Below are 26,611 nucleotides of genomic sequence, written 5' to 3'. Positions count from 1 at the left end.
CGAATAGCCGCCAAAATGGCGGCTGCAGGAGGGGAAGCGGCGCGGGGACGCCGAATAGCCGCCAAAATGGCGGCTGCAGGAGGGGAAGCGGCATCCCCTCCGCCGCGACCGCGACCCATGTGACCCCGCCGCCGTCACCTGCATGTGGTCGACCGACTGACGTCATGCAGTGAGATCCCGCCCGCTGGGAGCTGCGCGCGGTGCGCAAGAGAAACTGGTCGCCGCCACAGTAATTCCCGTCCGCTAGCACATTCGCTGGCACGGTTACTTGCCCTCCGGAAGCGAGCCGCCGCCGTGCAGCTTGCGGTATTGGCCGGGCGTGCAGCCGGTCTCCTTCTTGAACTTGCGGATGAAGTTCGGCGCATCGAGATAGCCGACGCGCTCGATGATCTCCTTGAGCGGCGCGCTCGTCTGCTCGAGCTGGCGGATGACCTCGCGGAGCCGGCGCTGCCAGACGAACTGCGAGAAGTTCGTGCCGGTCTTGTCCTTGAAGCTGCGGCTCAGATAGGAGGTGGAGATGTCGAACTTGAGCGCGACATGCTCGAGACTGAGCGTGTAATCCGCGTAGCTGTGCGCGACATAGGCGACGATCTCGTCCATGAGCTCGGGCTGCTCGGTCTCCGTCTGATGCGCCCTGCCGCTGCAGATGCGCAGCGCCAGTGCGCCGAGCTGGCGCTCCAACTCCTCCATCGTCTCGAAGGCGTGCAGCGCCGACAGGTCGTGGCGCGCATCGGCGACGCCCAGCTCGGCAGCGGTGCGCAGCAGCGTATTGAGCACCTCGAAGCACAGGCAGCGCATGAGCGCGACCGAGGCGCTCTTGCGCTGGATCTCCTCCATGATGCCGGCGATCAACTGCAGCGCCATGCCCTCGTTGCCTTGCTTGAGGGACTGCTCCAGCTTGAGCATCGAGCGCTTGGGGATCCAGTATTGCTCGCTCGGACCGGCAGCATCCGGCTGCTCCGTCTGCTGCTCGAAATAGGCGATCCGGCCGCTATTCGTCAGCAGCCGCTGCTCCAGCGCGGAGGCGGCCTCAAGGAACGACTGGCTGAGTCCGCCCAGATCGGGGTAGACCGTGCCGACCCCGATGTTCGGGCGCTGCGGGAGCAGATCCGCCAGCTGAGCGTCCAGCGCCTCGACGACGCGCGCGGCGCGCCGCGCTGCGTCGTCGGTGTCCCAGACGTGACGAGCCGCGTCGCCGGTGTCCCAGACGTGACGAGCCGCGTCGCCGGTGTCCCGGACGCGTCGAGCCGCGTCCTTCGCCAACGTGGCGCCTCGTGCTGCGTCGGCGGCGGCGGGCCAAGCCTCACCTTCGGCACCGGCAGGCAGCAGCGCAGCCATGAGCGCGAACTGATGCGCGCCGGTCAGCTCGACGCCGTAGATGCGCGCCTGCTGCTCCGGCAGCTCCAGCTCGCCGAGCCGCTCGAGCAGGTGCTGCATATCCGCCCAGGTGCGGGCGTCCCGGCTCTGTCCGTCCCAGCTCAGGAGCAGCGTGAAGCAGGCGCCGCGCCACGGCAGCTCCAGCCCGGACTGCATGATCATGCGCTCGATCTCGGGATCGCCGGGCTTGCCATGCTTGAACAGCAGCAGCAGGCACTGATTGCGCACATACGGCTCTTGCAGATCGATGCGGGCATGATAATCGCGGATCGTCTGCTTGATCCATTCCCATTCGTTGCGCCCCTTGGACGGCTCCCGCACATCGCCCCGCAGCGAAGCGATGTCCAGCAGGTCGCGGATCGGGTGGTACTGGCGCCGGGCCAGCAGCATCGCAGCGGCGATACCGATCAGGACGGTGAAGCCGAAGACGAGCCAGATGATCGTGCGCACCTGTCCGACCTGTCCGAAAAATTGGTAGCTGGGAATCGCCGTGGCGTAAGTCCAGCCGTTAACCCGGGATTGGACGGTCACGACAGAGTAGCGCTCGCCGCCCAGCTCCAGGCTGTGAATGCCGGGCTCAAGCGCGGTCAGCGCGGCCTGGTCCTGATCGCGCAGCGCATCGCCCCGGTAATTGGCTGTCAGCATCTCCCCGGAACCGGAGAAGATGTAGCTGCTGCCGGAGAAGTCGCTCAGGATCGTATCCATGACGCCGGTCAGCTGCGCTTCCTTGATCAGGTAGAGCAGCGTGCCGTACGGATATGGATCGTTCGGCTTGATCGGGATCAGCATCGCCAGCATCGACTCGCGCCGCGAATTGACGACGACGTCCTCGGCCGGCCGGACCGTAGTGAAGACGGTCTCATTGAGCGCCTGCTCGATGGCCTCGGGCTGCCAGTGCGCGAAGTGGAAGCGCTCGCCGAACGTGACCCCGGTGTCGGTCATGCCCAGGTTCGAATAGATCCGGTCCTCGCCGCGATAGTAGAGGAACAGCTCCTCCAGCACCGCGTTGTTGGCCTTGTACTTCGCCAGCGCGGCGATCGCTTCGCGACTGTAGTACGGGTGCGAGACCATATACTTGGTGAGCCGTTCGTCATAGGCGATTTTGCCTGCGATTTCGAGTAGATTGGTCATCTGGTTGTCGATGGAGAGGCGCACCTGATTGAGCTGATTGACGTTGGATTGCTCGATCTCCGAGCGCAGGTTGGCCGTTGCGTTATGGTAGATGAACCAGGTGACCACGGAGAGCGGCACCAGGAAGATCAGGATGTAGGACAATGTATAGGTAAAAAGCAGCTTCGATTTGAAGCGGTTCCAATTCAAGCCTGTTCCGGCAGGCCGGCGGGGGGGCTGTAGATTTGCGTTCACGCTTCGACCTCCTGTGCAAATGCAATGCCTTGCGAGCCGAGACCGCCCAAGGACGGCTCCGGCATTCGGTATGGAAAGAATAGCGCGGTAGAATTTGGCCTAAATAGAATTTGGCTTAAACTATTCTTTCATTATACCGGCAGGAAGAACGATTAGCTAGAATTTGAACGAATTTGTCTGCAAAATGATCGGATCGCGCATCCTTTCATCTGTTTCGCACACAGCGGCATGCTTGATTATGCTTTCAAGCCTGATGATGCTTTATAATGGAAGGAGGCCAATAAAAGAACAATCGAAAGAATCGGAGGGACCCATGACTTCACATTCGCATTCGCTTGGGGCAAGCCGCTACCTGACACTTGCCGACGGACGCAGGCTGCATTATATGTGGAAGGGAAGCGGAGAGCCGACCGTCGTTTTTGAGTCGGGTATGGGCGCTAGCCGTTCTGCGTGGGGGCTAGTGCAGCCGATGGCTGCACCTGATGCGCGGACGGTCGTGTACGATCGGGCCGGGCTCGGTCGCAGCGACCCGGACGCGTCGCCGCGTACGCTCGCACGCATGGCGCAGGATCTGTCTGAGCTGTTGACCGCATTGGGGCCGGGCCCTTATATCTTGGTCGGACACAGTTGGGGCGGCCCGATTGTACGGACGGTGGCTGCGATGGACAAGAGCCGTATACGCGGCCTCGTGCTGGTCGATCCTTCCGACGAGCACTGCGCGCTTTATTTTTCCAGACTGGCCAGGACGAATTTTGCAGTTATGCGCGGACTTCTCCCGCCGATGGCGCGATTCGGGTTGTATCGCCGGATGGGGAGCAAGGAAGGGCGGGTGCTGCCTGCAGACGTATACAAGGACCATTGCGCAGAAGATTTCACACTGGCCGCCGCCCGTGCGGTGGCCAACGAGTCGAGGGTCTTTGTGCACGAGCTGACGCGGCTGCGCGTGCAGCCGCCGGAGCTGCAGGGGCTCGAGGTGACCGTCATCTCCGGTACGGAGATCGCCAAGGCGGACCGCAGAATTCGACCGGCCCTGATTGCCGCTCACAAGCGGACGGTGGATAGCCTGGACCGTGCACGCTGGGTGCCGGCGCCGAATTCCGGCCATATGGTGCTGTACAGCGAGCCGCGCTTGATTGTGGATGAGATTGCCCGCCTGGCTTCACCGTCCCCGCCGCTCGTCGCTGCAACGGGCGCCGACGAACGCCTAGCACGAAAAGATGAAGGTCAAATCGTCGAAGGTTGCAACGTCGAAGGTCGCAACATCGAAGATTGAAGCGCCCTAGGCCGAGTCGTCGAAGGTTGTAATATCGAAGACTGAAACGCCGAAGGTCGAATCGCCGAAGGTCGCAACGTCGAAGACTGAAGCGCCCTAGGCCGAATCGTCAAAGGTCGAATCGCCGAAGAGCGAAACGTCGAAGGCCGATCCATGTGCGCTTCCCCGGCAGCGAGGCATCCACGATGCAACAGACTGTATGCCTGCTGTATGTCGCCCCCATGCTGACCGCATGCCGACTGTAACGGAAAGGGAGCTGTTGGCGCCAGGGGCTGCGGATGTAATGGACATGAGAGAACATGAGAGACGCTTAGCGCCTTTTTTTTACTCTCCTCCACGTGTAACGGTCATATGGGACGCTTAGCGGGGATAATGGGCCCTGTATGTGACGGAAATGCCCGCTAAGCGCCGCTGGTGTCCGTTAGAGCCGCGCGCGCGTTCAATTGTTGCGCTAGGCGCCGCTGGTGACCGTTAGAGCTGCCGCCCGCCAACGTGCGCCCGTCTCTACCCATGTCGCTGTGACGGGACCCGCTGTCCGCGCGTGTTCGGGCCTGGTGCGGTCCATTTTGCTGAACGGTCTGTTTTGTTAGTTATGAAAAATAAGGATAGGACCCCGCGCAGACCGGAGGTCCTATTTTTTCGTTTGCTCGCCCGCAGAAGGGGTGTCCATCGGTTGTTCAGATTTTGTTTAGACAAATCCGCTATACTTGACCTGATAAATTCTGCACAGCGTGAAAAACAACAGGTGACGCCTCTATCGTACATGGTAAGAGAAAGTACCAGGCTGGACACAGCTTGGCATTATTTTAAAAAGTTAACTTTCTCGGATCGTAACTTGTGTCGCCGCTAGAGGCCGGTGTCGCCGTTGCGCCTTGAATATACTTGTAATCGGTAACGGAAAAAAATGTCCCTTAGGTGTGGAGGGGGCGCCCGTCGATCGCAGATGGGCCCGCCTTGTTGCACGCTGTTAAGCAAGACAAACAGGATTCAATGACTTGAAGGAGGTTATTGTTCGAATGTTGAGCAACTATGGGGGGAACGCTTGGCGGCGCGGGCTGGCGATTGTCTTGTCGCTGGCGCTGGTGCTGAGCGGCTTCGCGATTCCGGTGCGCGATATGGCCAAGGCGGCGCCTGATGCTGACAAGTCGGCGCTGCAGGAAAAGTTTGATGCAATATTAAATGAGGATTTGAATCCGGAGGCCTTTACGACAGCCACCTGGGATCCATTCGAAAGTGCGGCTCAGACGGCATACGAGGTCATGGAGAATGAAGCCGCCACCCAGCAAGAAGTCGACGATGCGCTGAGCGACCTCAATTCTACCTATGACGCGCTCGAGCGGGTCCCGCTGCCCGTGCTGGAGAGTGCCGTAGTGGCGAATCCGACCGAGCTGGTGCTGACCTTTGACGAGCCGGTTGATGTCAAGGACAAGTTGAATGGCTTCATGGTAAACGTGAAGAATGAGGAGCTTGAGCTGGATGAAGAGCTGGAGCTCGGGGCATATACGTTCGCTGAAGAGCTGCTGACAATCACGCTGATCACGGCGATCGACGTAGACGATACCGTGACCGTGGTCTACGACGAGGCCAGCGGCAATCTGATCACCGGCAACGAGCTGGCCCTGGAGCTGGACGGCTTCGAGCAAGAGGCGGACAACCAGGTCGTCGTCGATCCTTCGACGCTGACGGATCGCGCCGCCGAGATTCAGGGGCAAGTGGACGACGAGGTGCTGGTGGAGGCCGACTACACCGACGCCAGCTGGCAAGCGCTGACCGATGCGCTCGATCAGGCGCAAGCGGTGCTTGATGCGTATGACGAGGAGCAAGCGGAGGAAATGCCGGCTGGCAGTCAGGTAACGCAACGGAAGGTGGACGGCGCGCTGGCTGAGCTGAATGCGGCGTACGACGCGCTGGTCGGCACGGCAGCGCTGACCGGCCGCTACACGGCGATCATGGACGAGCAGCTGGCGCAAGCCGACTACACGAGCGGCAGCTGGCCGCCGCTGACCGATGCGCTGACTGCGGCCGGGGAGGTGCTGGACGATCCCGCGGCCGTACAAGCGGACGTGGACGCGGTGCTGGCGGACCTGAACACGGCGTACGACGGATTGGTGCGCATTGCCGACCTGCGTGACAAGCGCGACGCGATTGCGGACGAGGCATTGGTCGAGGCCTATTACACGCCGGCGAGCTGGAGCGCATTGGCCGAGGCGCTGACCACGGCGCTGACGTTGCTGGCCGACGCGGGAGCGACGCAGCAGGCGGTGGACGAGGCCCTGGCTGCCCTGGCGACCGCTCGCGACGGACTGGTGGATCTGGCCGCACCCGTCCTGCTGAGCGTCGCGGTCACGAGTCCGACCAAGGTCGTGCTGAGCTTTGACGAGGCTGTCCAGGCAAGCGACCTGGCGGGCTTCGTCGTGACCGTCAACGACCTCCCCGTGACGCCGGCCGGGTACGAAGCACAGGGGACCAAGCTGACGCTGGAGCTGTCTGAGGCTGTCGACGCAGATGCGGTCGTGGCGGTAGCCTACGACGCGGCTTCCGGCCATCTGACCGGCATTACCGGTCTGGCGGCAGACGACTTCGACCGGCTCGCGGATAATCTGCTCAATGTGGATCGGCAGGCACTGCAAGCGCTGATCGTGCAGATCGAGGCAGCGAGCCTGCAAGCGGTCGACTACAGCGCCGCGAGCTGGCAAGGGCTGCAGCAGGCGCTGGAGGAGGCGGACGATGCGCTGCTCGCGGGCAACGCGACGCAGCAGCAGGTGGACGCGGCGCTGGAGGCGCTACAGGCGGCCTATGACGGTCTGGTCGATCTGGCGGCGCTGCAGGCGCTCGCGGCTGCGGTGGGCGGCGAGCTGGACGGCGGCATGCTGCTCGAGCGCGACTACACGGCGCAGAGCTGGCAGCGGCTCGTCGATGCGCTGGACGCGGCGGAGACTGTGCTCGGCGACCCGGAGGCGACGCAGCAGGCTGCGGATGAGGCGCGGACCGAGCTGGACGCGGCCTACAGCGGCCTGCAGGACATGCAGCCGCCGGTCCTGGTCTCTGCGCAGGTCACCTCGCCGACCAAGGTGCTGCTGACCTTCGATCAGCAGATTCAGCTGACCAATGCGGACGGCTTCACCCTGCGCGTCGATGGCTCGATCGTGCCGCCGGCAGGCTATGCCGTCCAGGGCGAGGCGGGCGACGCGCTGGCGCTGTTCTTGCCGCGGAGCGTAGCCGAGCACGCGACCGTTACGATTGCGTATGTCCAGACCCGCGGCAGTCTGCGCGGCATGACCGAGCTGGCGACGCGCGGCTTCAACCAGGCAGTGGAGGTCCGGTTCGTGATGGATGGCGCGGCCTTGACGGCCAAGCTGGACGCCATTGCCGACGCGATGCTGGAGCAGGCGGATTACGCGCCGGCCAGTTGGGCGGCGCTGCAGGCCGCGCGCACTGCGGCACAGGCGGTGCTGGACGATCCGGCAGCGACGCAGCAGGATGCGGATCAGGCACTGACCGAGCTGAATGCGGCATACGCCGGACTCAAGAAGCTCCAGGCTCCGCGCTTGAAGCGCGCCACGCTGGTGGCGGCGACCGAGCTGGCGCTCACGTTCGATCAGGCGATCACAGTCGCCGATCTGGACGGCTTGACGATTCGGATCAATGGCGAGGCGGCGACGCCCGGCGGCTACGAGGCGACAGGCGAGACGCTCGTGCTGGAGCTGCCTGCAGCGCTGAATGCAGATGCGGCCGTGCGGGTCATCTACGACGCCGCGGCAGGCCATATCCAAGGCGCGACCGGCATGGCGGCGGTCGGCTTTGACGAGCGGGCGGCCAATTGGCTCAAGGTGAACAAGGCTGCCCTGCAAGCCGAGGTGGACGAGATCGAGCGCAACGATCTCAGCGAAGCGAAGTATACCCCGGCCAGCTGGACGGTCTTGGCGGATGCGCTGGCGGATGCGCGCGCCGTGCTGGCCGACGCGGCGGCGACGCAGCGTCAAGCAACCGATGCGCTGTCTGCGCTGCAGGCGGCGCATGCCGGACTGGAGGGCGTGCCGGCGCCGGTGCTGCATACGGTGGAGTTGACGGGCTCGCGTACGCTTGAGCTGCGCTTTGCCGTGACGGTCAGGCTTGATAATCTGAGCGGCTTTGCCGTGACGATCGGCGGTCAGGCGGTGACGCCGACCGGATACGCGCTGGACGGCAGCCTGCTGACGCTGACGCTGCCCGGTGCTTACGATGCGGCAGCGCAGGCTGCAATCGCCTACGAGGCCGGCGCGGGCAATCTGCGCGGCGCCACCGGTCTGCCGGCGCCGAGCTTTGACCGGGCGGCGAACAATCGGCTGACGGTGGACAAGTCGGCGTTGCGAGATAGACTCAGCGCAATCGCCGCCGAGGAGCTGTCCGCGACCGCCTATACGAGCGAGAGCTGGAGCGCGCTGGGCGCGGCGCGCAAGGTCGCCGAAGCGGTGCTGGGCGATCCCGGAGCGACGCAGCAGGAAGTGAACGAGGCGCTTGGCGAGCTGGGCCAAGCCCGGGCCGGGCTGACCCGGCGCACGAGCGGCGGGGCATTCATCCCTTATTTCCCGCCGGCGACGAGCACGGAGACGATCCCGGCCGATCCGGGCGCGGCCCCGGGGAGCATCGTAATCGATGTGGCGCTGGAGCGGACGCGCGCCGACGGTCGCGTCACGGACCAGGTCGAGCTGGGCGCCGTCCAGGTGCAGGCGGCGATCACCAAGGCGCTGGAGCGCGAGGAAGCGAGGATCACGGTGCTCGTGCCCGATGACGCGGATACCTCGAGCGAGGCGACGGTGACGGTGCCGCAGAGTGCCGTCCGCCAGCTCATCCAGCGCGGCATCGAGCTCGAGATTCGTTCGCCGCACGGCGTGATCATCGTGCCGGCCGATGCGCTGGATGGGCAGGAGGGCGGATTCTACTTCCGGCTCGTCCCGATGCGCGGCGCGGCGGCGCGCGAGGCGCTGCAGACGCGGGCTCGCGCCGAGCAGGCGGTGCGCGCGGCAGGCGGCGATGCGGCGGAGGCGATCGCGCGGCCGATGAAGATCGAGACCGACCTGCAGAGCGGTCCGGTGACGCTCGTCCTGCCGCTCACGGAGGGAGACCTGCCGAGCAGCGCGGAGGCGCGCGCGCAATACCTGAGCGGGCTGGTCGTCTACATCGAGCATTCCCAGGGCGACGCCGAGGTGGCACGCGGTGAAGCGGTCGTGCTGGAGGACGGACGCTATGGCGTACAGTTCGCCAACGAGCGGTTCAGCACGTTCACCATCTTGCGACTGCCCGCAGACGACGCCCCAGCGTACATGAGCGGCTACCCGGACGGCACCTTCCACCCCGATCGGATGATCAGCCGTGCGGAGATGGCAGTCTTGCTGAGCCGTCTGGCGGAGCTGGACGAGGCGGGCGCAGCGCTCGATTATGCGGATGTGGACGCGCAGCACTGGGCGGCGTCCGCGATCGCCCAGGCGCATGCGGCGGGCCTGATGAGCGGCGATCCAAACGGCGGCTTCCGCCCGGAGGCGGGCATCACCCGTGCGGAGATGGCGGCGGTGGTCGCGAATATGCTGGAGCTGGAGGAGACGCCGGACCGTCCATTCGCGGACGTGCCGACGAGCCATTGGGCGAGCGGCGCCATCGCGGCGGTGCGCGCGGCAGGCATCATGAGCGGTTATCCGGATGGCCGCTTCGCCCCGCATGATACGTTAACACGCGCCGAAGCGGCGACGATCCTCAATCGCGTGTTCGAACGCAGCTACGAGCCGGGCACAGCGGAGCGGCCCATCTGGCCGGACGTACCGGCTACGCATTGGGCATATGCCGCGATTATGGCGGCGACCAGCGCTCAGTAGCGGCTGCGGGCTCCCGATAAGCGCGCGCGGCTCCCGGCGCGCATGTGCGGCAGTGTACGGCAGTATGACGGCTGCCGGACGACCGATGCCGGGTGCGAGTTCGGCAAGCCATGCAAGGAGCCTGTGCTCGGGTATGCGCACAGGCTCCTTTTTGTGCGTGACTTGTTGCTGCACCATAAAAGACCGCCCCGTCGTTTCGCCACCAAAGGACGGCTTGCTCGTTTCACCTTGCGCGTCGCGCGGCCCGGCCTATTCGTTGTCTGGGAGGCTCTCCCTTATCGCATGCTGGGAGGGCGGGTAGCCCATCGCGCGCGAGAAGGCCTTGCTGAACGACTGCAGCGATTCGTAGCCGAGCCGCTCTGCGACCTCGCTCACGGTGAGGCTGCCGCGACTGAGCAGCTCCAGCGCTTTTTCGATTTTTTTGTGATGGATGTAGCGCTGCACGGTCATCCCGGTGCGGGCCTTGAAGACGTGGGAGAGGTAGGTGGCATCGTAGTTCAGCGTCTCGGCGATCGAGCGGATGCTGCCCAGCGACTCGAGATGGCGCTCGATATGCCGGATGACGGCGTAGACCGTGTGCCCGGCCGAGTGCGGCGCGCGCCCTGCGGCATAGCGCGCCACCGGATCGCCGCCGCCGGTGAAGGCGCGGTAGGCGGAGATGAGGACTTCCTCGCAGTAGCCGCGGATCATCGCGGCGGAGTAAGGGCGTCTGGCGTAGAATTCGTCGATATTGCGCTGGAACGGCTGCAGCAGCGAGGGGGCGTCCCGGGCAATATGATAAGGAGCCGACAGGAAGTGCGTCCGCATCGCGGCGAACGTCCGGTCGGCTAGTGCTGTGAAATGAAACCCCATGTAGATGAATCGGAGCATATCGGCGTCGCTGGCCGTAATGGCATGGGCATGGCCGGCGTTGTTGAACACGAGATCCCCCGCGCGCACCGCCAGCTCCTCGTCCCCGACGCGCACGGTGCCGCTGCCCGAGACGATGCAGCTCAGCTCCATGCAGGACTGCTCGTGCGGCGCGATCTCGTAGCCGCGCTCGCACGCAATCTCCCCGATCTGCACGAGCTCGACCATGCCGTAGACGGCCTCGCCGCGCTCGAAGTAATTGTCGAAGTGAAACAGGCGGCCCGCCTGCTGGGAATCGCGCTTGGTCATGCTCCGATCGCCTCTATTCGCCTTGTACTGCCGGCAAGTCCACCCATTGATACGGCGTCTGCATCGCCTTCGCGCCATATTCGATATACGTCATGACGGCGACGGTGACAGACGGGGCGACGGGTGGCTGTCCGGTACGGAAAAATTGTACCAGATTCGCGATAAAGGAAGCAAAAAAATCACCCTCGGCCACCGCTTCGCCGGCCTGACCGCCGTCCTCCAGCCAAGCCAGCGCGAACGGACTGCCGGCCATATGCGTCATGCTCGCTTGGCGGCCGTCCGGGTACTGCAGCAGCAGGCTCGGGGCCTGCTGTGTGCCGACCGCCATGATCCGGCTCGCGTCCGTGCCCATCAGCATCGCGATCGACTCGAGCTGATGCACGGCGTAATTGCCGTAGCGGCCGGGCCCGCGGCTGACGAGGGTATCGAGGCGCTTGCCTGCGGCCGCCTCGTATTCGGCTGCGAAGCGCAGCGCCGAAGAGGAGAAGAGCGGCGTGCCATGCTGCCGCGCCAGCTCGAATAGCCGCAGCGCAATCGCCCGGTCCGGCGCGAACGTCTTGTCCACATAGGTCGGCTTGCCGGACTGCAGTGGCAGCCTTGCCAACTCTTCATGATACTGCGGATGGTCGGGCGAGAGCACGATCAGGTAATCGCAGCGTGCCACGACCTCCTCGATGCTGCCGAGCAGCTCGATGCCCATCTCGCTTGCCCACGCGGCGTTGGTCCGTCCGCTCGGGGCGTCGACCATGCCGTAGGCGCATGTCACTTTCAGTTCTCCGCCCGACGCCGCTTCGATCCACTGCGGATATTTATTCGCATGCCATTCGTCCAGATAATAATCGATGAAGCCGATCGTCTGCATCGCTTGCCGATCCCTCCTTGGCGTCTATCTGCCTCTAGAACAAGATTTCCTTTTTGGACTCCGATGAATCATAGATGCCCTGAATAATTTGCGAGGACAGGATGACCGTGTCGATATGCGACGGCAGCTTCTCGCCGCTGCGGATGCAAGCGACGAAGCGGTCGATCTCCTCCTGGAACATGTCCACAGAGCGGAAGGACGGTGCGGTCTCCAGCAATACGCCGTCCTTGGCGCCGTAAACTTTGAAGTCGCTGCCGTACTGCAGGCGGATGCCGGCCTTGTCGCCGAGGAAGTCGATGTACATCTCCCGCTCGCCGATATTTTGCGCCCAGGCGCCGTTCATCGAGATCGTCGGGCCCTCGGTGCGCACGAGCGCGGTCACGAAGTCGTCGACGTCGTACGTGCCCTCCGGGTTGGGCGGGCCGGCCCACATGCTCGTGTAGGCATAGTTCGGGATATCGGCGCCGAGCTTGGAATAGGCCTGTCCCGAGACGGCCACTGGGCGCGGATCGCCGAGGCAGTACATGACGATGTCGAGGAAATGCACGCCCCAGTCGATGAGCGCGCCGCCGCCGGCGATCGCCTTGGTCGTGAAGGCGCCGCCCAGACCGGGAATCGAGCGGTGCGAGCGGAAGCTGACATAGATGTGGTACACGTCGCCGAGCTCGCCGTTCTCGACCATGCGCTTGATATGGTTGACCGCCGAGTTGAACCGGTTCACGACGCCGATGTTGAGCACGCACCCGGTTTCGTGCTGGACCTGCTGCATCTCCAGCGCCTCCGCGTACGTGCGCGCGGCCGGCTTTTCGCAGAGCACATGCTTGCCCGCGCGCATGCAATCGATCGAGATCGAGGCATGGACGTGATTGGGCGTGCAGATCGAGACGGCCTCGATCTCCGGATCGTCGAGCGCGACCTTGTAGTCGGTGATGGCGATGCCGCAGCCGAATTCGGCGACGGCTTTTTCGGCTTTCTCGGGGATCAGATCGCAAAAATATTTGATCTCCGCTTCGGCATTGGCCATATAAGCCTTGATATGGGCGTTGCTGGCAATCGTGCCGCAGCCGATGATGGCGATTTTCATCGTGGACAATGGATTTCCCTCCTCGTTTGTTCTCTTCTTATTGTAGCGCGTTTGCGCGAAGGCATGCAGGCGCGAATCTGACTTCTTGGTTGTCCCAATTTGTGTTTTGTGACACCTGTAAAGGTTTTGTAGAGGTAGCTGCGATATTGTTTTCTTGGATTTTCCATGCGAAGGAGGGAGCGACCGACCGGAGTGGTTTTAGAATGGTTTGCCGTATTCAATCGGGAAGAGACGCACTAGAATAAGCAATCGATGCAAGGAGGTTTTTCAAGTTGATCGACACACGAAAAAAGAAGGTCATCCGGCGCTGGCTGGCGATGACCTTGTCGCTGGCACTGGTACTGAGCGGGTTTGCGTTGCCGGCGCCGGCCAAGGTGCACGCGGCGCCGGGTACAATTGAGATTGACGCTTCTTCCGCGTATATGGATTTTGTTGGTTCTTCTTTCGATATCTTGTCCATCTCTGCAGAAGATATCGGCGAGACGCTGGACGGCGCCAATGCGGTCATCAACGGCTATCAGCCGGGCGATACGCTGACGTTTGATACTGGGGCGACGGGCATTATGGTCAGTGACGAGGGCAATGGCGTCTACGTCCTGTCCGGCACGGCAACTCCTGCGGACTACGAGGCCGTGCTGCAGGGCGCCGAATTTGCCGCGTTGGCGACCGGCACGAGGAAGCGCGAGATCACGTTCTCGCTCGGCACGGCGCTCGGGTTTAGCGGCAATGGCCATTACTATGAATACATCGTTGCCGGAGGGTTGACCTGGGAACAGGCGGTTCAGGCGGCGGCAACGCGTGTTCACTTCGGGCTTCAGGGCTACCTGGCCACCATTACGAGCCAGGCCGAAAATGATTTCATCGAGGAAAAAGCGCAAGGCATCGGCTGGATCGGCGGCAAGGACGTCAACCGTGCCGTGAGCGGCGGCGTGGTAACCGGGCCGGCGAACGCGGCCAATGTCGAGTGGCGCTGGGTGACGGGGCCGGAAGGTCTGCAGGATGGCGGAAGCGGTCTTGTATTCTACACCGGATTGACAGGTAACGGCAGTGCTGTGGCCGATGCCGTCTACGGCGTTCCGCAGACAGGCCTGATGTATACAAATTGGGCCGGCGGGGAACCCAACGATCATAGCGGACAAGAATATGTTACGCACATTTACAGCGGCGGGGCCACTTCCGGACTTTGGAATGATTTCGCCAACACGAACAATTCGGTTCTGGGCTACGTCGTGGAATACGGCGGCATGCCGGGCGACGATACGAGCCGCTCGATCAGCGCCACGGTCACGCTGATCGACAAGTCGGCGCTGCAGGCGAAGCGTGACGAGATTGCGGGCGAGGGCCTCGACGTCACCGATTATTTGCCCTTGAGTTGGAATGCCTTGCAGATCGAAATGGACAAGGCTCAGGATGTACTGGACGATGCGAACGCCACTGCCGAGGATATCGGGTTGGCGCTCGAGCGGCTGGAGGCGGCGCGGACCGGGCTCACGGTAGCGGCTTCGGGCGATGTCTCCCCGGGCGGAGTGTCGGATGGCTTGATCTCCTGGGTGGACATGAAGCGCAGTGCGGAAGCGGGGGTCATCGACGGCAATGGCGATGTCCAGCAGCTGCAGGATCTCGCGGCCGACCGCATGTGGGAGGCGATTGCACCTACTAGCGCCTTTAACTATGAAAGCAACCGCGCGGCCATGAATTTCAATGTTGGCATGACCGGGGCGCGCTATTATTGGACGCCCAATTTTTCCACTGGCGATAACACGCGTGAAGTGTTCTCGGTGCAGGCCGCTGGCGGCAACTCCGGATTTCCTTGGGAATTGGGTGGCGCATATGCGAGCGGAGCACATTACAGAGCAAACGGGTTCAGCACCTATTTTGGCCGCAGCGTGTCGAATCCGCAAGTAACGCTGACGGATCCGGTTGCGAACTTGAACCAGGCGGGCTTGCTGCGCGTGTTGAGCTCTCCTGAATCATGGCGCCTGAGCTTGAATGGAACATCTTTGTATGACGAGGAGTTCGAAGCGACAGATGCAACCGGCAATCGTTTTGGATTCCCAACATTAACGGCTTTTAGTCGCTATTACATTGGGGCAGGTCATAATTCGGTCTTGCAAGGCAGTGCAATACCGGAAATGATCCTGTTCGATCGCGAGCTGGCTCCGGCCGAGCGGGATCGCGTGAACAGCTATCTGGCCTTAAAATACGGCCTGACGCTGCAAAATGCCGAGTACTATGTGGCGAGCAATTGGGACGGCACGGCCGGCACGGTATTCTGGGATTTCACCAATCCAGACTACGCGGCATACAGCAACCGCGTCACCGGCATTGGACGCGACGACGAGGGCAACCAACTGCAGAAGCAGTCCAAGTCCGAAGCGGACGGGAATGTGGCCATTGCGGTCGGTGACGCTGTCGCGCCATCCAATTCGCAAAATGCGGCGGCGATCGCGCAGGACCGATCGTTCCTGCTGTTCGGCGACAACGGCGCGGAGGCCAGCTACGAAGACGGCCTTCGGCTGGAGTATGCGGACGCGTCGCTTGCAACACTGGCGCGGATTTACAAGGTCGACAAGACGAACTGGGCAGATACGACGATTACGCTGCGAGCGGACGAAGTGATGGACCAGGGCGATTACAATGTCGGTTATCCGGCGTATCTCATCGTGAGCGATTCGGCGGATATGGAGGCCAATGTCGCGTATTATGCGGTATCGGATACCGATGGTACGGTCACGCTGAACAGCGCAGAGCTGGCCGACGGCGTTTACTTTACCTTCGGCTTCGAGTACCCGGTGCCGACGCAGGCGGCGCTGGAACTGGCGGCATCGGATACGGATGATCACACGCTCCGTCTGACGTTCGACCGTGCAGTAGCGGTCGGCAGCCTGAACGGCTTCACGGTGCGTGTCGGGGACACCGTGCTTGACTTGAGCGCCGCGTCTTATGAGGTGGATGCCGCAGACCCGAACACGCTGCTGATCTCCCTCCCGGATGCGGAGCTCGCCTCTGGCGAACCGGTCACCATCGCTTACGACGGCACCGGCAATGTCCGGGACGCGGCAAGCCATGTCGCGGCGAATCCGTTCGAGGCGTTGGCGGCGATCAACAAGGTGGCGCTCGCCAACAAGCTGGATGAGCTCGCAGACGAGATGGAAGGCGGCGCGCTGGCGGAAGCGAACTACACGCCTGCAAGCTGGGCGGTGCTGGAGGCGGCGCAGACGGCGGCGCAGGAGGTGCTCGACGATCCGGCAGCGACGCAGCAGGAAGTGAACGAAGCGTTGACGGCGCTGAATGAGGCGTACACCGGGCTGGTCGGATTGACTGCGCCCGAGCTGGACAGCGTCGTCGTGACGAGTCCGACAGCGGTTGAGCTGACCTTTGACAAGCCGGTCGAGCTGACCGATCTGAGCGGCTTCACGGTCGAAGTGAACGGGGCGCCGGTCACGCTGGGACCAGGTGCCTTCACGGTGGACGGCGACACGGTGACGCTGACGCTGCCGGAGGCGGTGGATGCGGACGCGATCGTGACGGTGGCCTACGACGCGGCTGCGCCGGGCACGCTGACCGGCGAGACCGGTCTGCCGGTAGCCGACTTCGACGAAGCGGCCGTCAACAATCTGACGGTGGACAAGTCGGCGCTGGCGGACAGAGCCGATGCGATCACCGGCGAGGTGGACGGCGGTACGCTGGCGGAAGCGAACTACACGCCTGCAAGCTGGGGAGCGCTGGAAGCGGCGCGGACCGCTGCACAGGACGTGCTCGACGATCCGACAGCGACGCAGCAGGAGGTAGACGACGCATTGACGGCGCTGAATGAGGCCTACAACGAACTGGTCGGCCTGACCGCGCCTGAGCTGGAAGGCATCGCCGTGACGAGTCCGACGGCGGTCGAGCTGACCTTTGACAAGCCGGTCGAGCTGACCGATCTGAGCGGCTTCACGGTCGAAGTGAACGGCGCGCCGGTCACGCTGGAGCCAGGTGCCTTCACGGTGGACGGCGACACGGTGACGCTGACGCTGCCGGAGGCGGTGGATGCGGACGCGAGCGTGACGGTGGCCTACGATGCGGCTGCGCCGGGCACGCTGACCGGCGAGACCGGTCTGCCGGCAGCCGGCTTCGACGAAGCGGCCGTCAACAATCTGACGGTGGACAAGTCGGCGCTGGCGGACAGAGCCGATGCGATCACCGGCGAAGTGGACGGCGGTACGCTGGCGGAAGCGAACTACACGCCTGCAAGCTGGGGAGCGCTGGAAGCGGCGCGGACCGCTGCACAGGACGTGCTCGACGATCCGACAGCGACGCAGCAGGAAGTGAACGAAGCGCTGGATGCGCTGAATGCGGCATATAGCGGCCTGGAGGGGCTGACGGCGCCAGTACTGGAGCGCGCGACGGTGACCGCTTCGACGTACCTGGAGCTGGCCTTCGATCGGACGGTCATGCTGGACGATCTGGACGGCTTCACGGTGACCGTGAACGGCGAAGCGGTGACGCCTGCGGGATTCACCGTGAACGGCGATACGCTGACGCTGACGCTGCCGGCGGCGGTAGATGCGGATGCGAGCGTGACAGTCGCCTATGATGCGGCGGCCCCGGGCACCCTGACGGGCGAAACGGGTCTGCCGGTCGCAAGCTTCGAGCAAGCAGCGGGCAATTGGCTGGAGGTCGATAAGTCGGCGCTGCAGGCCAAGGTCGATGAGATCGACGATGCCAACCTGACGGAAGCGAATTACACCCCTGCGAGCTGGTCGGCGCTACAGGACGAGTTGCAAGCTGCGCAGGCGGTATTGGCCGATCCGGAGGCGACACAGCAGGAGGTAGCCGATGCGCTGGATGCGCTGGATGCTGCCTATGATGGACTCGCGGGTATGGTGGAGCCGGAGCTGGAGCAGATCACGGTGAGGACCCCGAGCGAAGTTGTGCTGGCCTTTGACCAGACTGTGAAACTGGACGATCTGGCCGGCTTCACGGTGACGGTCAACGGCGAGACGGTGACGCCGACCGGATTCACAGTGGACGGCGCCACACTGATCCTCACCCTGCCTGACGCCGTAGATATCGATACGGCTGTCACGGTCGCCTATGATGCAGAGGCAGGCAATCTGCGCGGGGAGACGGGTCTGCCGGTGGACGGCTTCGACGAAGCGGCGGACAATCAGCTCGTCGTCGACAAGACGGCGCTGCAGGCGAAGGTCGAGGAGATCGACGCCGAGGAGCTGCGCGAATCACGCTATACCTCGTCGAGCTGGAAGGCGCTGGAGGACGCGCTGGCAGCGGCCCAAGCGGTGCTGGACGACCCGTCTGCTACGCAGCGCGAAGTAGACGCAGCGCTGGCAGCTGTGACGGAGGCGCGCGATGATCTGAATCGCCGTTCGACCGGCGGGCCGTTCGTCCCGCCGGCGACCAACACCGAGACGATCACCGTTGATGTGATCTCAGGCGATGACGACAATGTGACGCTCGTCGAGCTGGAGCGCACGCGTCATGCCGACGGCCGCGTCACCGACCGCGTCGAGCTGGATGCCGCCAAGGCGGAGGAAGCAATCGGCAAGGCGCTGGAGCGTGAGGAATCGCGCATCACGGTGCTCGTGCCGGATGCGGAGGACAAGATCGACGAAGCGTCGATCGAGGTGCCGCTGGCGACGGTGCGCCAGCTGCAGGAGCATGGCATCGACCTGGAGATCCGTTCGCCGCATGGCGTGATCCTCGTGCCGGCGAGCTCCTTGGAAGGGCTGGAGGAGGATTTCTACTTCCGACTGGTACCGGTGCGCGATGAAGAGGAGCGCGGCGAAGTCGAGGATCGGGCGCGTACCGAAGCGGTCGTCCGTGCGATCAGCGGCGACGACGACGCCGAGGTCGTCTCGCGTCCGATGACGATCGAGACGAATCTGTCGAGCCGTCCGGTTACCTTGATCCTGCCGATGGATGAGGTGGCGCTGCCGGAGCAGGCAGCGGCGCGCGAGCTGTACCTGCGCAGCATGGGCGTGTACATCGAGCATTCCGACGGCGACAAGGAAGTCGTACGCGGCGAGGTCGTGACGATGGCGGATGGCGCATTGGGCCTACAATTCAGCATCGACCGCTTCAGCACCTTCACGATCATCCACTTCCCGGCGGATGCGGTGCTGACGCATGATGCTTACATGAATGGCTACCCGGACGGCAATTTCCGCCCGGACCGCGACGTTACGCGCGCCGAGATGGCAGCGATGCTGTCGCGGCTTGCCGAGCTGACGGGTAAGACAGCAGCAGGCTACCCGGACGTGGCGGCGTCGCATTGGGCGGCAGGAGATATTGCCCGCGCGCTCGAAGCCGGTCTGATGAGCGGCTACCCGGACGGCAGCTTCCGTCCGCAGTCGGGCATCACGCGCGCCGAGATGGCGGCCGTCGTGGCGAATAACCTGGGTCTGGACGAGGTCGCAGGCAGTCCGTTCGCGGATGTGTCGGCGTCGCACTGGGCGAGCGGCATCATCGCCGCCGTGCAGGAGACGGGCATCATGGGCGGCTATCCGGACGGCAGCTTCGCGCCGGATCGGCAGCTGACGCGGGCCGAAGCGGTGACGATTCTCAACCGCGTATTCGGACGCGGCCCGCTCTACGGGGCGGAGCAGCTGGAGTGGCCGGACGTGACGGCGGGCCACTGGGCGTATGCCGACATCATGGAGGCGTCCGTCGACCATGCGTACGAAGTGAGGGAGGCAGGCGGCGAGCAGTGGCTGCCGCTGCCATAGTCTAGTCGGGACCGCCGTGTCCCGGCGGGATCGAGAGAGAAGCCGACGCTCGGGCGAGCGTCGGTTTTTTCTTTTGAGAGGCGCGGCTGCGGGAGGCTTCTTTCGCCGTTCATGAGGCGCGGCTGCCGAGCGCCGTTTGTGTCCGGGCGGCTTGCAGGCGTATAGTATATAGTAGATTTAAGCCACAAGGATGGGGCGTTTTTTGCGTTGGTAATTTGAAGATGAGGGGGTTCACGATGAAGCGCACACCCGCTTTTTATAGAGGCTGTCTCGTCGGCGGCGCCATCGGCGACGCACTAGGCTGGCCGGTGGAATTCGACAGCTACGAGACGATTCTCGCCAAATACGGCAGCGGCGGCATCCGCGACTTGCAGCCCGGCGACGCCGGCGCAGCGGAGATTACGGACGATACGCAGATGACGCTGTTCACGGCCGAGGGCATCCTGCGCGCGGAGTCGCGGGGCCGTCAGAAGGGAATCGCGCATTCGCCGTCCGCCGTCTATTATGCCTATCAGCGCTGGCTGCTGACGCAAGGCTACCCGAAGTACGACGGTTACGCATGGGCGTATAAAAGCTGGCTGCTCGACGTACAGGAGCTGTATGCGCGCCGGGCGCCGGGGCATTCGTGCCTGAGCGCGCTGTCGAGCCGCACGATCGGCACGGCGGAGAGGCCGATCAACGACAGCAAGGGCTGCGGCGGGGTGATGCGGGCTGCGCCCGCCGGACTTTTTTATCCGAAGGAACAAGCCTTCGACATGGCGGTTAAGTACGCTGCGCTGACCCATGGCCATCCGAGCGGTTACCTGTCCGCCGGCGCGCTCGCGTATCTGGTCGCCGCAATCATCGAAGGGCAGTCCCTGGAAGCGGCGGTCGCGGCTACGCTGGGCGTCCTGCCCGGCTATACGGGGCATGAGGAATGCACGCGGTGTCTGCAGTCGGCGGTGAGGCTCGCGCAGCAAGACCGGCCCGACGTCGAGGCGATCGCCGAGCTGGGCGAGGGCTGGGTCGGCGAGGAAGCGCTCGGCATCGCCGTCTATTGCGCACTCAAGCATGCGCGCGACTTCAGGCAAGCGCTCATCGCGGCGGTCAATCACAGCGGCGACAGCGACAGCACCGGCGCGATTACGGGCAATATTCTGGGCGCCGCGCTCGGGTACGATCGGATACCCGCGGACTGGGCCGCAGGGGTAGAGCTGCAGGATGTGCTGCTCCGGGTGGCGGACGATCTGCTTGCCTATCGGCTGGCAGGGCAGCTCGAACCGACGCGCTATCCGGGAGATTGACGGCGGCTCGCTCGTCCCGGCATCCGATCATAGGCAAAGAATCTGAAAAATGGCTTATACCACTGCGCCGCGATTTCCGGTACGGTTAGCATAGAGCTAGCTGAGGGGGAGTGCACAATGAAATGCAAGCTGATGCCGCTCGACGAAGCGCATCTGGATCGCATGCAGGCGCTATGGAACGAGGAGTTGGGGCAGGCGCTGCCGATGCGGCAGCGCCTGCTGCGGCAGACAGTATTCGAGGACGAGAATCTGCTGCACGAAGGATCATGGGCGGCGGAGGATCCAGCCTCCGGGCGGCTGATCGGCTTCGTCGTCGCCAAGCATCCCGGCACGCGCCTCGCGGCATACGGGATCAGCAGCGAGCACGGCTGGATCCATTCGCTGCTCGTCGCGCAGGCTGCGCGAGGCAGGGGGATCGGCGGCGAACTGCTGCGCCGTGCGGAGGGAGTGCTCGCCGCCCGCGGGGCGCGCCGCATCCAACTGGGCAATGATCTGTACAGCCGCCTCGCGCCCGGGCTGCCGGCCGAGCTGGAGCAGACGCGTGTCTGGCTGGAACGGCGCGGCTACGCCGAGGAGGGCACCGTGTACGACATGCGTCGTGCCTATGCGGCCGATGTCGAAGTGGCGCTGCCGGAGCTCGGCGAGACGCAGGCGACGATGCGTCTGGCGACGCCGCAAGACAGAGAGGCGATGACGGCATTCATGGCGCGCTGCTTTCCGGGCGCATGGGATTACCAGCATCGGGCGTATTGGGAGCGCGGCGGCACGGGGCGGGAATATGTCGTGCTGGAGCATGGGGGCGAGCCGATCGGCTTCTGCCGCATCAACGATGCGGATTCGCCGCTGCTGGCGCAGAATATCTACTGGGCGCCGCTGTTCGAGCAGCCGCTCGGCGGCATCGGGCCGCTCGGGATCGACGAGCGCTACCGCGGCCACCGGTACGGAATCAAGATCGTGCAGGCGGGCATCCACTTCCTGCTGCATCGCGGCTGCCGCGCGATCGTGATCGACACGACGCCGTTCGTCGACTTCTACGGCAAGCTGGGCTACGAGACGTGGCGAGCTTATGTCCGCTATGCGAAGGCGATGGCATGACGGCGGTCGGACGACCACAGTCGTCAAAAAGAGCGCACGCTGAAATTAGACCAGCGTGCGCTCTTTTTTATTTCGTGGGAGATAGGGAGTACGGTGAGAAGGCAACTGAACTGGTCGCCTCGCCGCAACGCAAGCCTGATGTCGCTTTCCTCATCCTTGAAGAAATGACCTCGCCGGTTCGCCCTCGTGGCGAGGCCTCATGCCAGCCCGCCAACTGGCCGGCTGGTTGCCTGGTTGCCTGGTTGCCTGCTGTCACCGCTTGTGCCTGCGGAATTCGCTCGGCGTCATGCCGGTGTAGCGCTTGAACACGCGGTTGAACGAAGCGACGGTCAGATAGCCGACGAGCGACGCGATCTCCTGGATGAGCAGATCGGTCTCGATCAGCATTTCGCTCGCTTTGTTCATGCGTACGGTGTAGATATAATCGCTGAAGTTGGTGCCGGTCTTTTCCTTGAAGTAGCTGGACAGGTAGGGGCCGGTGATGCCCAGCTTGTGCGCCAGGGCGTCGAGCGACAGATCGCCCCCGTAATGGCCCTCCACGTATTCGATCACGAACTTGGTGATCGGGTCCGTCTCCGACTTCTTCTCCTGAATGGCTGCCGCCGAGCGGCTCAGAAAGGCGTGAAAAAACGCCTTGTATTGCTCCAGCGTGTGGCAGTTCTCCACCTGTCCGTACACGGCGTCGCCGTCGATCACGGCCTGGACCGGGACGTTGCGCGCATACATCGCCTTGATCGTCCGATTGACGACGTCCTTGGCGAATTCGCGTACCTGCGCCGCCACCGCGCCGCCCTGCTCGAGCTGATCCAGCAGCTTGTCGACGAGCGGGACGGTCACCGCATCCACGCCGGCCTGCAGATTCGCAGCCAGCTCCGTCTCTTCCGACGGCGTCGGAATGAGCAGCTCGGGCAAGGGGCGCCACTCGGTGACGACCTGCACGTCCTCGCCGAGTCTGCGCTGTGCGATCAGATCGAGCGCATTCTGGTACGTCTCGGCGAAATCGGTCGTGTGCGTGCGCACCGGACTCGGCGCAATTGTAAAGTTGCAATAGGCCGAGTCTGCTTCGAACAATTGCACCAGTCCCGCCAGCTCCGCTTCGTGGGCGGCAGCCGGCCCTGCACTGCCCGGAGCCGCGGCCGGAGCGCCGCTCTGCGCCTCGCTCTTCGCGGCACCTGGTTCGCCGATCTTCGTGACAGTCCTCTCGCGGCCCCCGACGCCCGCGATGCCTCCTACTACGGCACTTGGAGCGGCACCCCCGGCGCTTCCAAGGCCGTCCGGCTCCTCGTCCAGGAAGAGGATCGACAGAATCTGGTCGCGCTCCATCTGGAAGGTGAGCGAGTCGGGATATTGGCCGGAGAAGTGCAGGTCGATTACCTCCTTGTATGTATTGAAGGCACGGTGCGGCGAGCTCGAGATTTCCGTGAGGAAGCGCGCCTTGAATTCGAGATGCACCAGCACGATCCGATACGGCCGATCGGTGCCGACCGATGGCTCCAGCGCGGCGCCGGCCGCAATCTTCTTGAGCTTGGCCATATAAGCGAATTGCTGAAGCATCGAATTTTTGGCCTGCAGGTCGAGATGGATCGCTTCATTGGAGCGCGAGAGCTGGTCAAAGGTCGTGTGGAGCATGTTGTACTCTCGGATCCGGCTGCCGGAGGCGCGAGGGCCGCCCAGTACGCTATAGGCCTGGATCGAACGGATCAGCCTGGCCAGCGGGTGATGGAACCGTCGTGCAATGACGTACGACACGCCAAGACCAATCAGGATCGACAGGCCGAGCAGCGCGAGCATAATGGTATTGAGCTGCCGGATCTGGTCGGTCAGGCCCCGGTCGGCCACCGCTTCGACATACAGCAAGCCGGTCTCCCGTCCGGGCCGGTAAAAATAATACGTGTCCCCGACCTTGTCGTAGCCCTGGCCGGCGGCGGCGCGCACCTGCGCCGGCAGCTCGGCGGACGGCGCGGAATGGAACAGCACCTGGCCGTCCGGATTCAGAATGTACAGATTGCTGCCGGGCTTGGGCTGGTGAAAGGCCTCGTACACCGCCCGGCTCTTGAGCAGCAAAATAAAAGCCAGCCGCTCGTCGTAAGGGCTCTTGATCAGAATCGGCATCAGATTGCCGTGCGACGACTGCTCAAAGGCCGTGTTCATGCGGAACACAGCGGAGGGGTACACCCGGAAGCTGTCCACCTCCTCCACCTCGCCCTTCCAGAACGCCTCGGTATACGTGTCGCTGGCATAGAACTTCGTGAACATCGTCGAGGCATCGCGCGTGCCGTCCCGGTCGAAGACGAAGCCGGTGTCCTTGAAAAAATAAATAATGTTGTCCAAATAGAGCTGCGCATTATTCATCGTCGCTTGCAGCTCGTGCTGCACGCGCGAGACGACATCGTAGCGAATGGCGTCGCCTCCGCTTTTGAGCACCTGGGTGTCGTTATCGAACAGGTAGCCGAGCATGAAACTGCGGACAACTTTAAATTGCTTTTCGTAATTGGTGGCTGTGGTGTTGAGGTTGAGCCCGCTGTTCACGATAATTTCGTCCTTGATGCGATTGCGAAAAAACGAGTAGGAGGCCAAATGGATCGATGCCAGCAGGACGATAATTGCGACGAAGCTGCAGAGCAGCGTGTAAAAAAGCGGCAGCTGGTGGTTTGAAATGTTCGGGATTCGGATCGGTCGCTTCATGTCAGGATTCCTTTCATTAATCGCTCTCTCGGCTCCATCCATATAAATGAGTATAGCATGAGCCGTTCGGACGGGCTCAATAATCAACGCTTTCGATCCTTATCATTTCTTAATGTAAGGCTGAAAAAAAGGCGTTTTTCGCGAAAAACGCAAAGAATCGCAAGATTCCCTGATCGCGCGACGCACCGCATCGCTGGTACGATAAAACGCGAGCAGATACAGATGTAAGATGCATCCAAGCAGTTATCGAAAGGGCAAGGGGGCAGGACGAGTGAGCGCGAGCTATCGAATTGCAATAATTGGAGGCGGTATCATCGCAGCCTCCCATCTCGAAGCCATGGCGGCATTGCCGGATGCGCAGGCCTGCGCAATCGCGGATATTCGCAGCGAGCGGGCGAAGGAGCTGGCGGAAGCCTATGGTATCGCAGCGTATGTGGATTACGAGACGATGCTGCGCGAGCAGCGGCCGGATATCGCGATTGTGACATTGCCGCATCACTTGCACGAGCAAGCGTCGGTCTTTGCTTTCGAGCAAGGCTGCCATGTGCTGCTGGAGAAGCCGATGGCGCTGAATACGGCGCAATGCGAGGTCATTGCGGCCGCTGCGCGTGCAGCGGGGCGGACGCTGGCGATCGCCCATACCCAGCATTATTATGCGGACAATGCGGCGGCGAGGGCGTACATCCGCAGCGGCGAGCTGGGCCGGCTGGTCATGATCAACGTGCGACGCCACCTGCCGTATGACAAGCCGGAGCGGCCGGACTGGTTTTTCGAGCGGGCCAAGGCGGGCGGCGGCATCCTCACCAATCTGGGCGCGCACTGCATCGACAAGATCCAGTGGCTGACCGGCGAGCCGCTGGTCCGGGTCCATGCCACTATGGATTATGCGCTCGGCCGCGGCGACGTCGAGGGCAGCGGGGCGGCGCTGTGCCACACGGCAAGCGGCATCCCGGCGGTCATCTGCCAATCGGGCTATCCGGGCGCGCCGATCGACGAGACGGAGCTGCACTTCACGCGCGGCAGCCTGCGTCTGCGCACCGGACTCGGACTCTGGATCAGCGACGGCGGCGACTACGCCCCGGTGCAGACGGAGCAGCAAGAGCCGACGCTCGTCTTGCAGCTGCGCAATCTGCTCACGGCACTCGAGCAAGGCGCTGAGCCGCAAGAGGCAGACGCGGAGTATGCCCGCAGCGTGGTGGCAGCCGTCGAAGCGCTGTATCGCTCCGCCGCATGCGGCCAGGCGGTCGAGGTAAACGGCTAAGTCGACGGGGATCTGCCGGGCAAGCGTGGAGCAAGCGACCGTCATTATCGAATGTCGACTGTCGATGCGGGCAGACCGGCGTGTGTGCGAGTGTCAGAAGATGCAAAAGGCGGCGCGGCGTAGACCGGAGCAGGCAGACAGACGCAGCGTGGGAGAGTGCGGCAGTTGTAATGGAAACCAGCGACGCTAAGCGGCTCCCATGTCCGTTACGGCGCGGTCGAGCGGAGCTTCAGCCTCGCGGCTGTCTGTGTGCACGGTTCTACGTAAAATGAAAGCGTATGCAAATGGGCGGTGTGTAGCGTTGGGAGTTTTTGGCGGTCCGGCCGCTTGAGGCGAGGACACGTCGATCCGAGCGGGAGCGTCGAGGAGCGGGTTGGATCGGCGTATGAAGTGGATGCAACAACGCGTAAAGGATGCAGCAGCGAATGAAGAAAATGCAGCAAACGTGAAACGATGAAAGGCGAAACTAACGTTAGTATGTCAGGTAATCGCTTCGCAATTCTTGCGATACTAGTCCGATTCGCAGATAGATGAAGAATTGCTACGTTTTATAAGCTTGGACGCTTGTCCGAAAAGCGCGAGGTTCGTATT

General features: G+C 63.2%; 11 protein-coding genes. 6 read left to right on the top strand and 5 right to left on the bottom strand.

Going from position 1 to position 26,611, the window contains the following annotated elements; translation table 11 throughout:
- Window positions 1-264: 264 nt before the first annotated feature.
- A complete protein-coding gene (locus tag IDH44_RS18155) occupies window positions 265-2,742 on the bottom strand; it encodes a helix-turn-helix domain-containing protein (protein WP_190920150.1) in 2,478 nt (825 codons plus the stop codon).
- A gap of 313 nt (window positions 2,743-3,055) precedes the next feature.
- Between IDH44_RS18155 and IDH44_RS18150 the strand changes: the two genes are divergently transcribed.
- Both IDH44_RS18150 and IDH44_RS18145 read left to right on the top strand, forming a co-directional pair.
- Window positions 3,056-4,015, top strand: coding sequence for an alpha/beta fold hydrolase (locus tag IDH44_RS18150; RefSeq protein ID WP_190920148.1), 960 nt, complete (start codon window positions 3,056-3,058; stop codon window positions 4,013-4,015).
- Window positions 4,016-5,031: 1,016 nt separating this feature from the next.
- Window positions 5,032-9,864, top strand: coding sequence for an S-layer homology domain-containing protein (locus IDH44_RS18145; protein ID WP_190920146.1), 4,833 nt, complete (start codon window positions 5,032-5,034; stop codon window positions 9,862-9,864).
- Between the two features lie 249 nt (window positions 9,865-10,113).
- Here IDH44_RS18145 and IDH44_RS18140 read toward each other — a convergent pair whose 3' ends face one another.
- From IDH44_RS18140 to IDH44_RS18130, 3 genes are read right to left on the bottom strand one after another with little or no spacing between them, the layout of a single operon-like run.
- Entirely contained in the window at window positions 10,114-11,022 is a 909-nt protein-coding gene (locus IDH44_RS18140) for a helix-turn-helix domain-containing protein (protein WP_190920144.1), read from the bottom strand.
- A gap of 13 nt (window positions 11,023-11,035) precedes the next feature.
- The gene (locus tag IDH44_RS18135; RefSeq protein WP_190920142.1) at window positions 11,036-11,884 is read right to left on the bottom strand and encodes a Gfo/Idh/MocA family oxidoreductase; all 849 of its coding nucleotides are present in this window, start codon (window positions 11,882-11,884) and stop codon (window positions 11,036-11,038) included.
- 34 nt (window positions 11,885-11,918) lie between these two features.
- The gene (locus tag IDH44_RS18130; protein ID WP_190920140.1) at window positions 11,919-12,977 is read right to left on the bottom strand and encodes a Gfo/Idh/MocA family protein; all 1,059 of its coding nucleotides are present in this window, start codon (window positions 12,975-12,977) and stop codon (window positions 11,919-11,921) included.
- Window positions 12,978-13,240: 263 nt separating this feature from the next.
- On the opposite strand from IDH44_RS18130, the gene IDH44_RS18125 reads away from it, so the two are divergent.
- The 3 genes from IDH44_RS18125 (at window position 13,241) to IDH44_RS18115 (ending at window position 22,074) form a co-directional block, all read left to right on the top strand.
- On the top strand, window positions 13,241-19,696 hold the full coding sequence (locus tag IDH44_RS18125) for an S-layer homology domain-containing protein (protein ID WP_190920138.1): 6,456 nt from the start codon (window positions 13,241-13,243) through the stop codon (window positions 19,694-19,696).
- Between the two features lie 236 nt (window positions 19,697-19,932).
- A complete protein-coding gene (locus IDH44_RS18120; RefSeq protein WP_190920136.1) occupies window positions 19,933-20,979 on the top strand; it encodes an ADP-ribosylglycohydrolase family protein in 1,047 nt (348 codons plus the stop codon).
- 117 nt (window positions 20,980-21,096) lie between these two features.
- Window positions 21,097-22,074 (top strand): GNAT family N-acetyltransferase, encoded by a 978-nt coding sequence (locus IDH44_RS18115; RefSeq protein ID WP_190920134.1) that lies wholly within the window; start codon window positions 21,097-21,099, stop codon window positions 22,072-22,074.
- A 252-nt stretch (window positions 22,075-22,326) separates the two neighbouring features.
- On the opposite strand, the gene IDH44_RS18110 is transcribed toward IDH44_RS18115, so the two are convergent.
- Window positions 22,327-24,759: a helix-turn-helix transcriptional regulator gene (locus IDH44_RS18110; protein WP_190920132.1), complete on the bottom strand. Its 2,433-nt coding sequence runs from the start codon at window positions 24,757-24,759 to the stop codon at window positions 22,327-22,329.
- A 271-nt stretch (window positions 24,760-25,030) separates the two neighbouring features.
- Between IDH44_RS18110 and IDH44_RS18105 the strand changes: the two genes are divergently transcribed.
- Complete coding sequence (locus IDH44_RS18105; RefSeq protein ID WP_317890208.1) at window positions 25,031-26,020, top strand: Gfo/Idh/MocA family protein; 990 nt, start codon at window positions 25,031-25,033, stop codon at window positions 26,018-26,020.
- The last annotated feature ends 591 nt before the right edge of the window (window positions 26,021-26,611 follow it).

Source organism: Paenibacillus sabuli (assembly GCF_014705605.1).
Taxonomy (GTDB): domain Bacteria; phylum Bacillota; class Bacilli; order Paenibacillales; family Paenibacillaceae; genus Paenibacillus_D; species Paenibacillus_D sabuli.
Note: the sequence above shows the minus strand (reverse complement) of the source record. Positions and strands in the feature narration are given on the sequence as shown.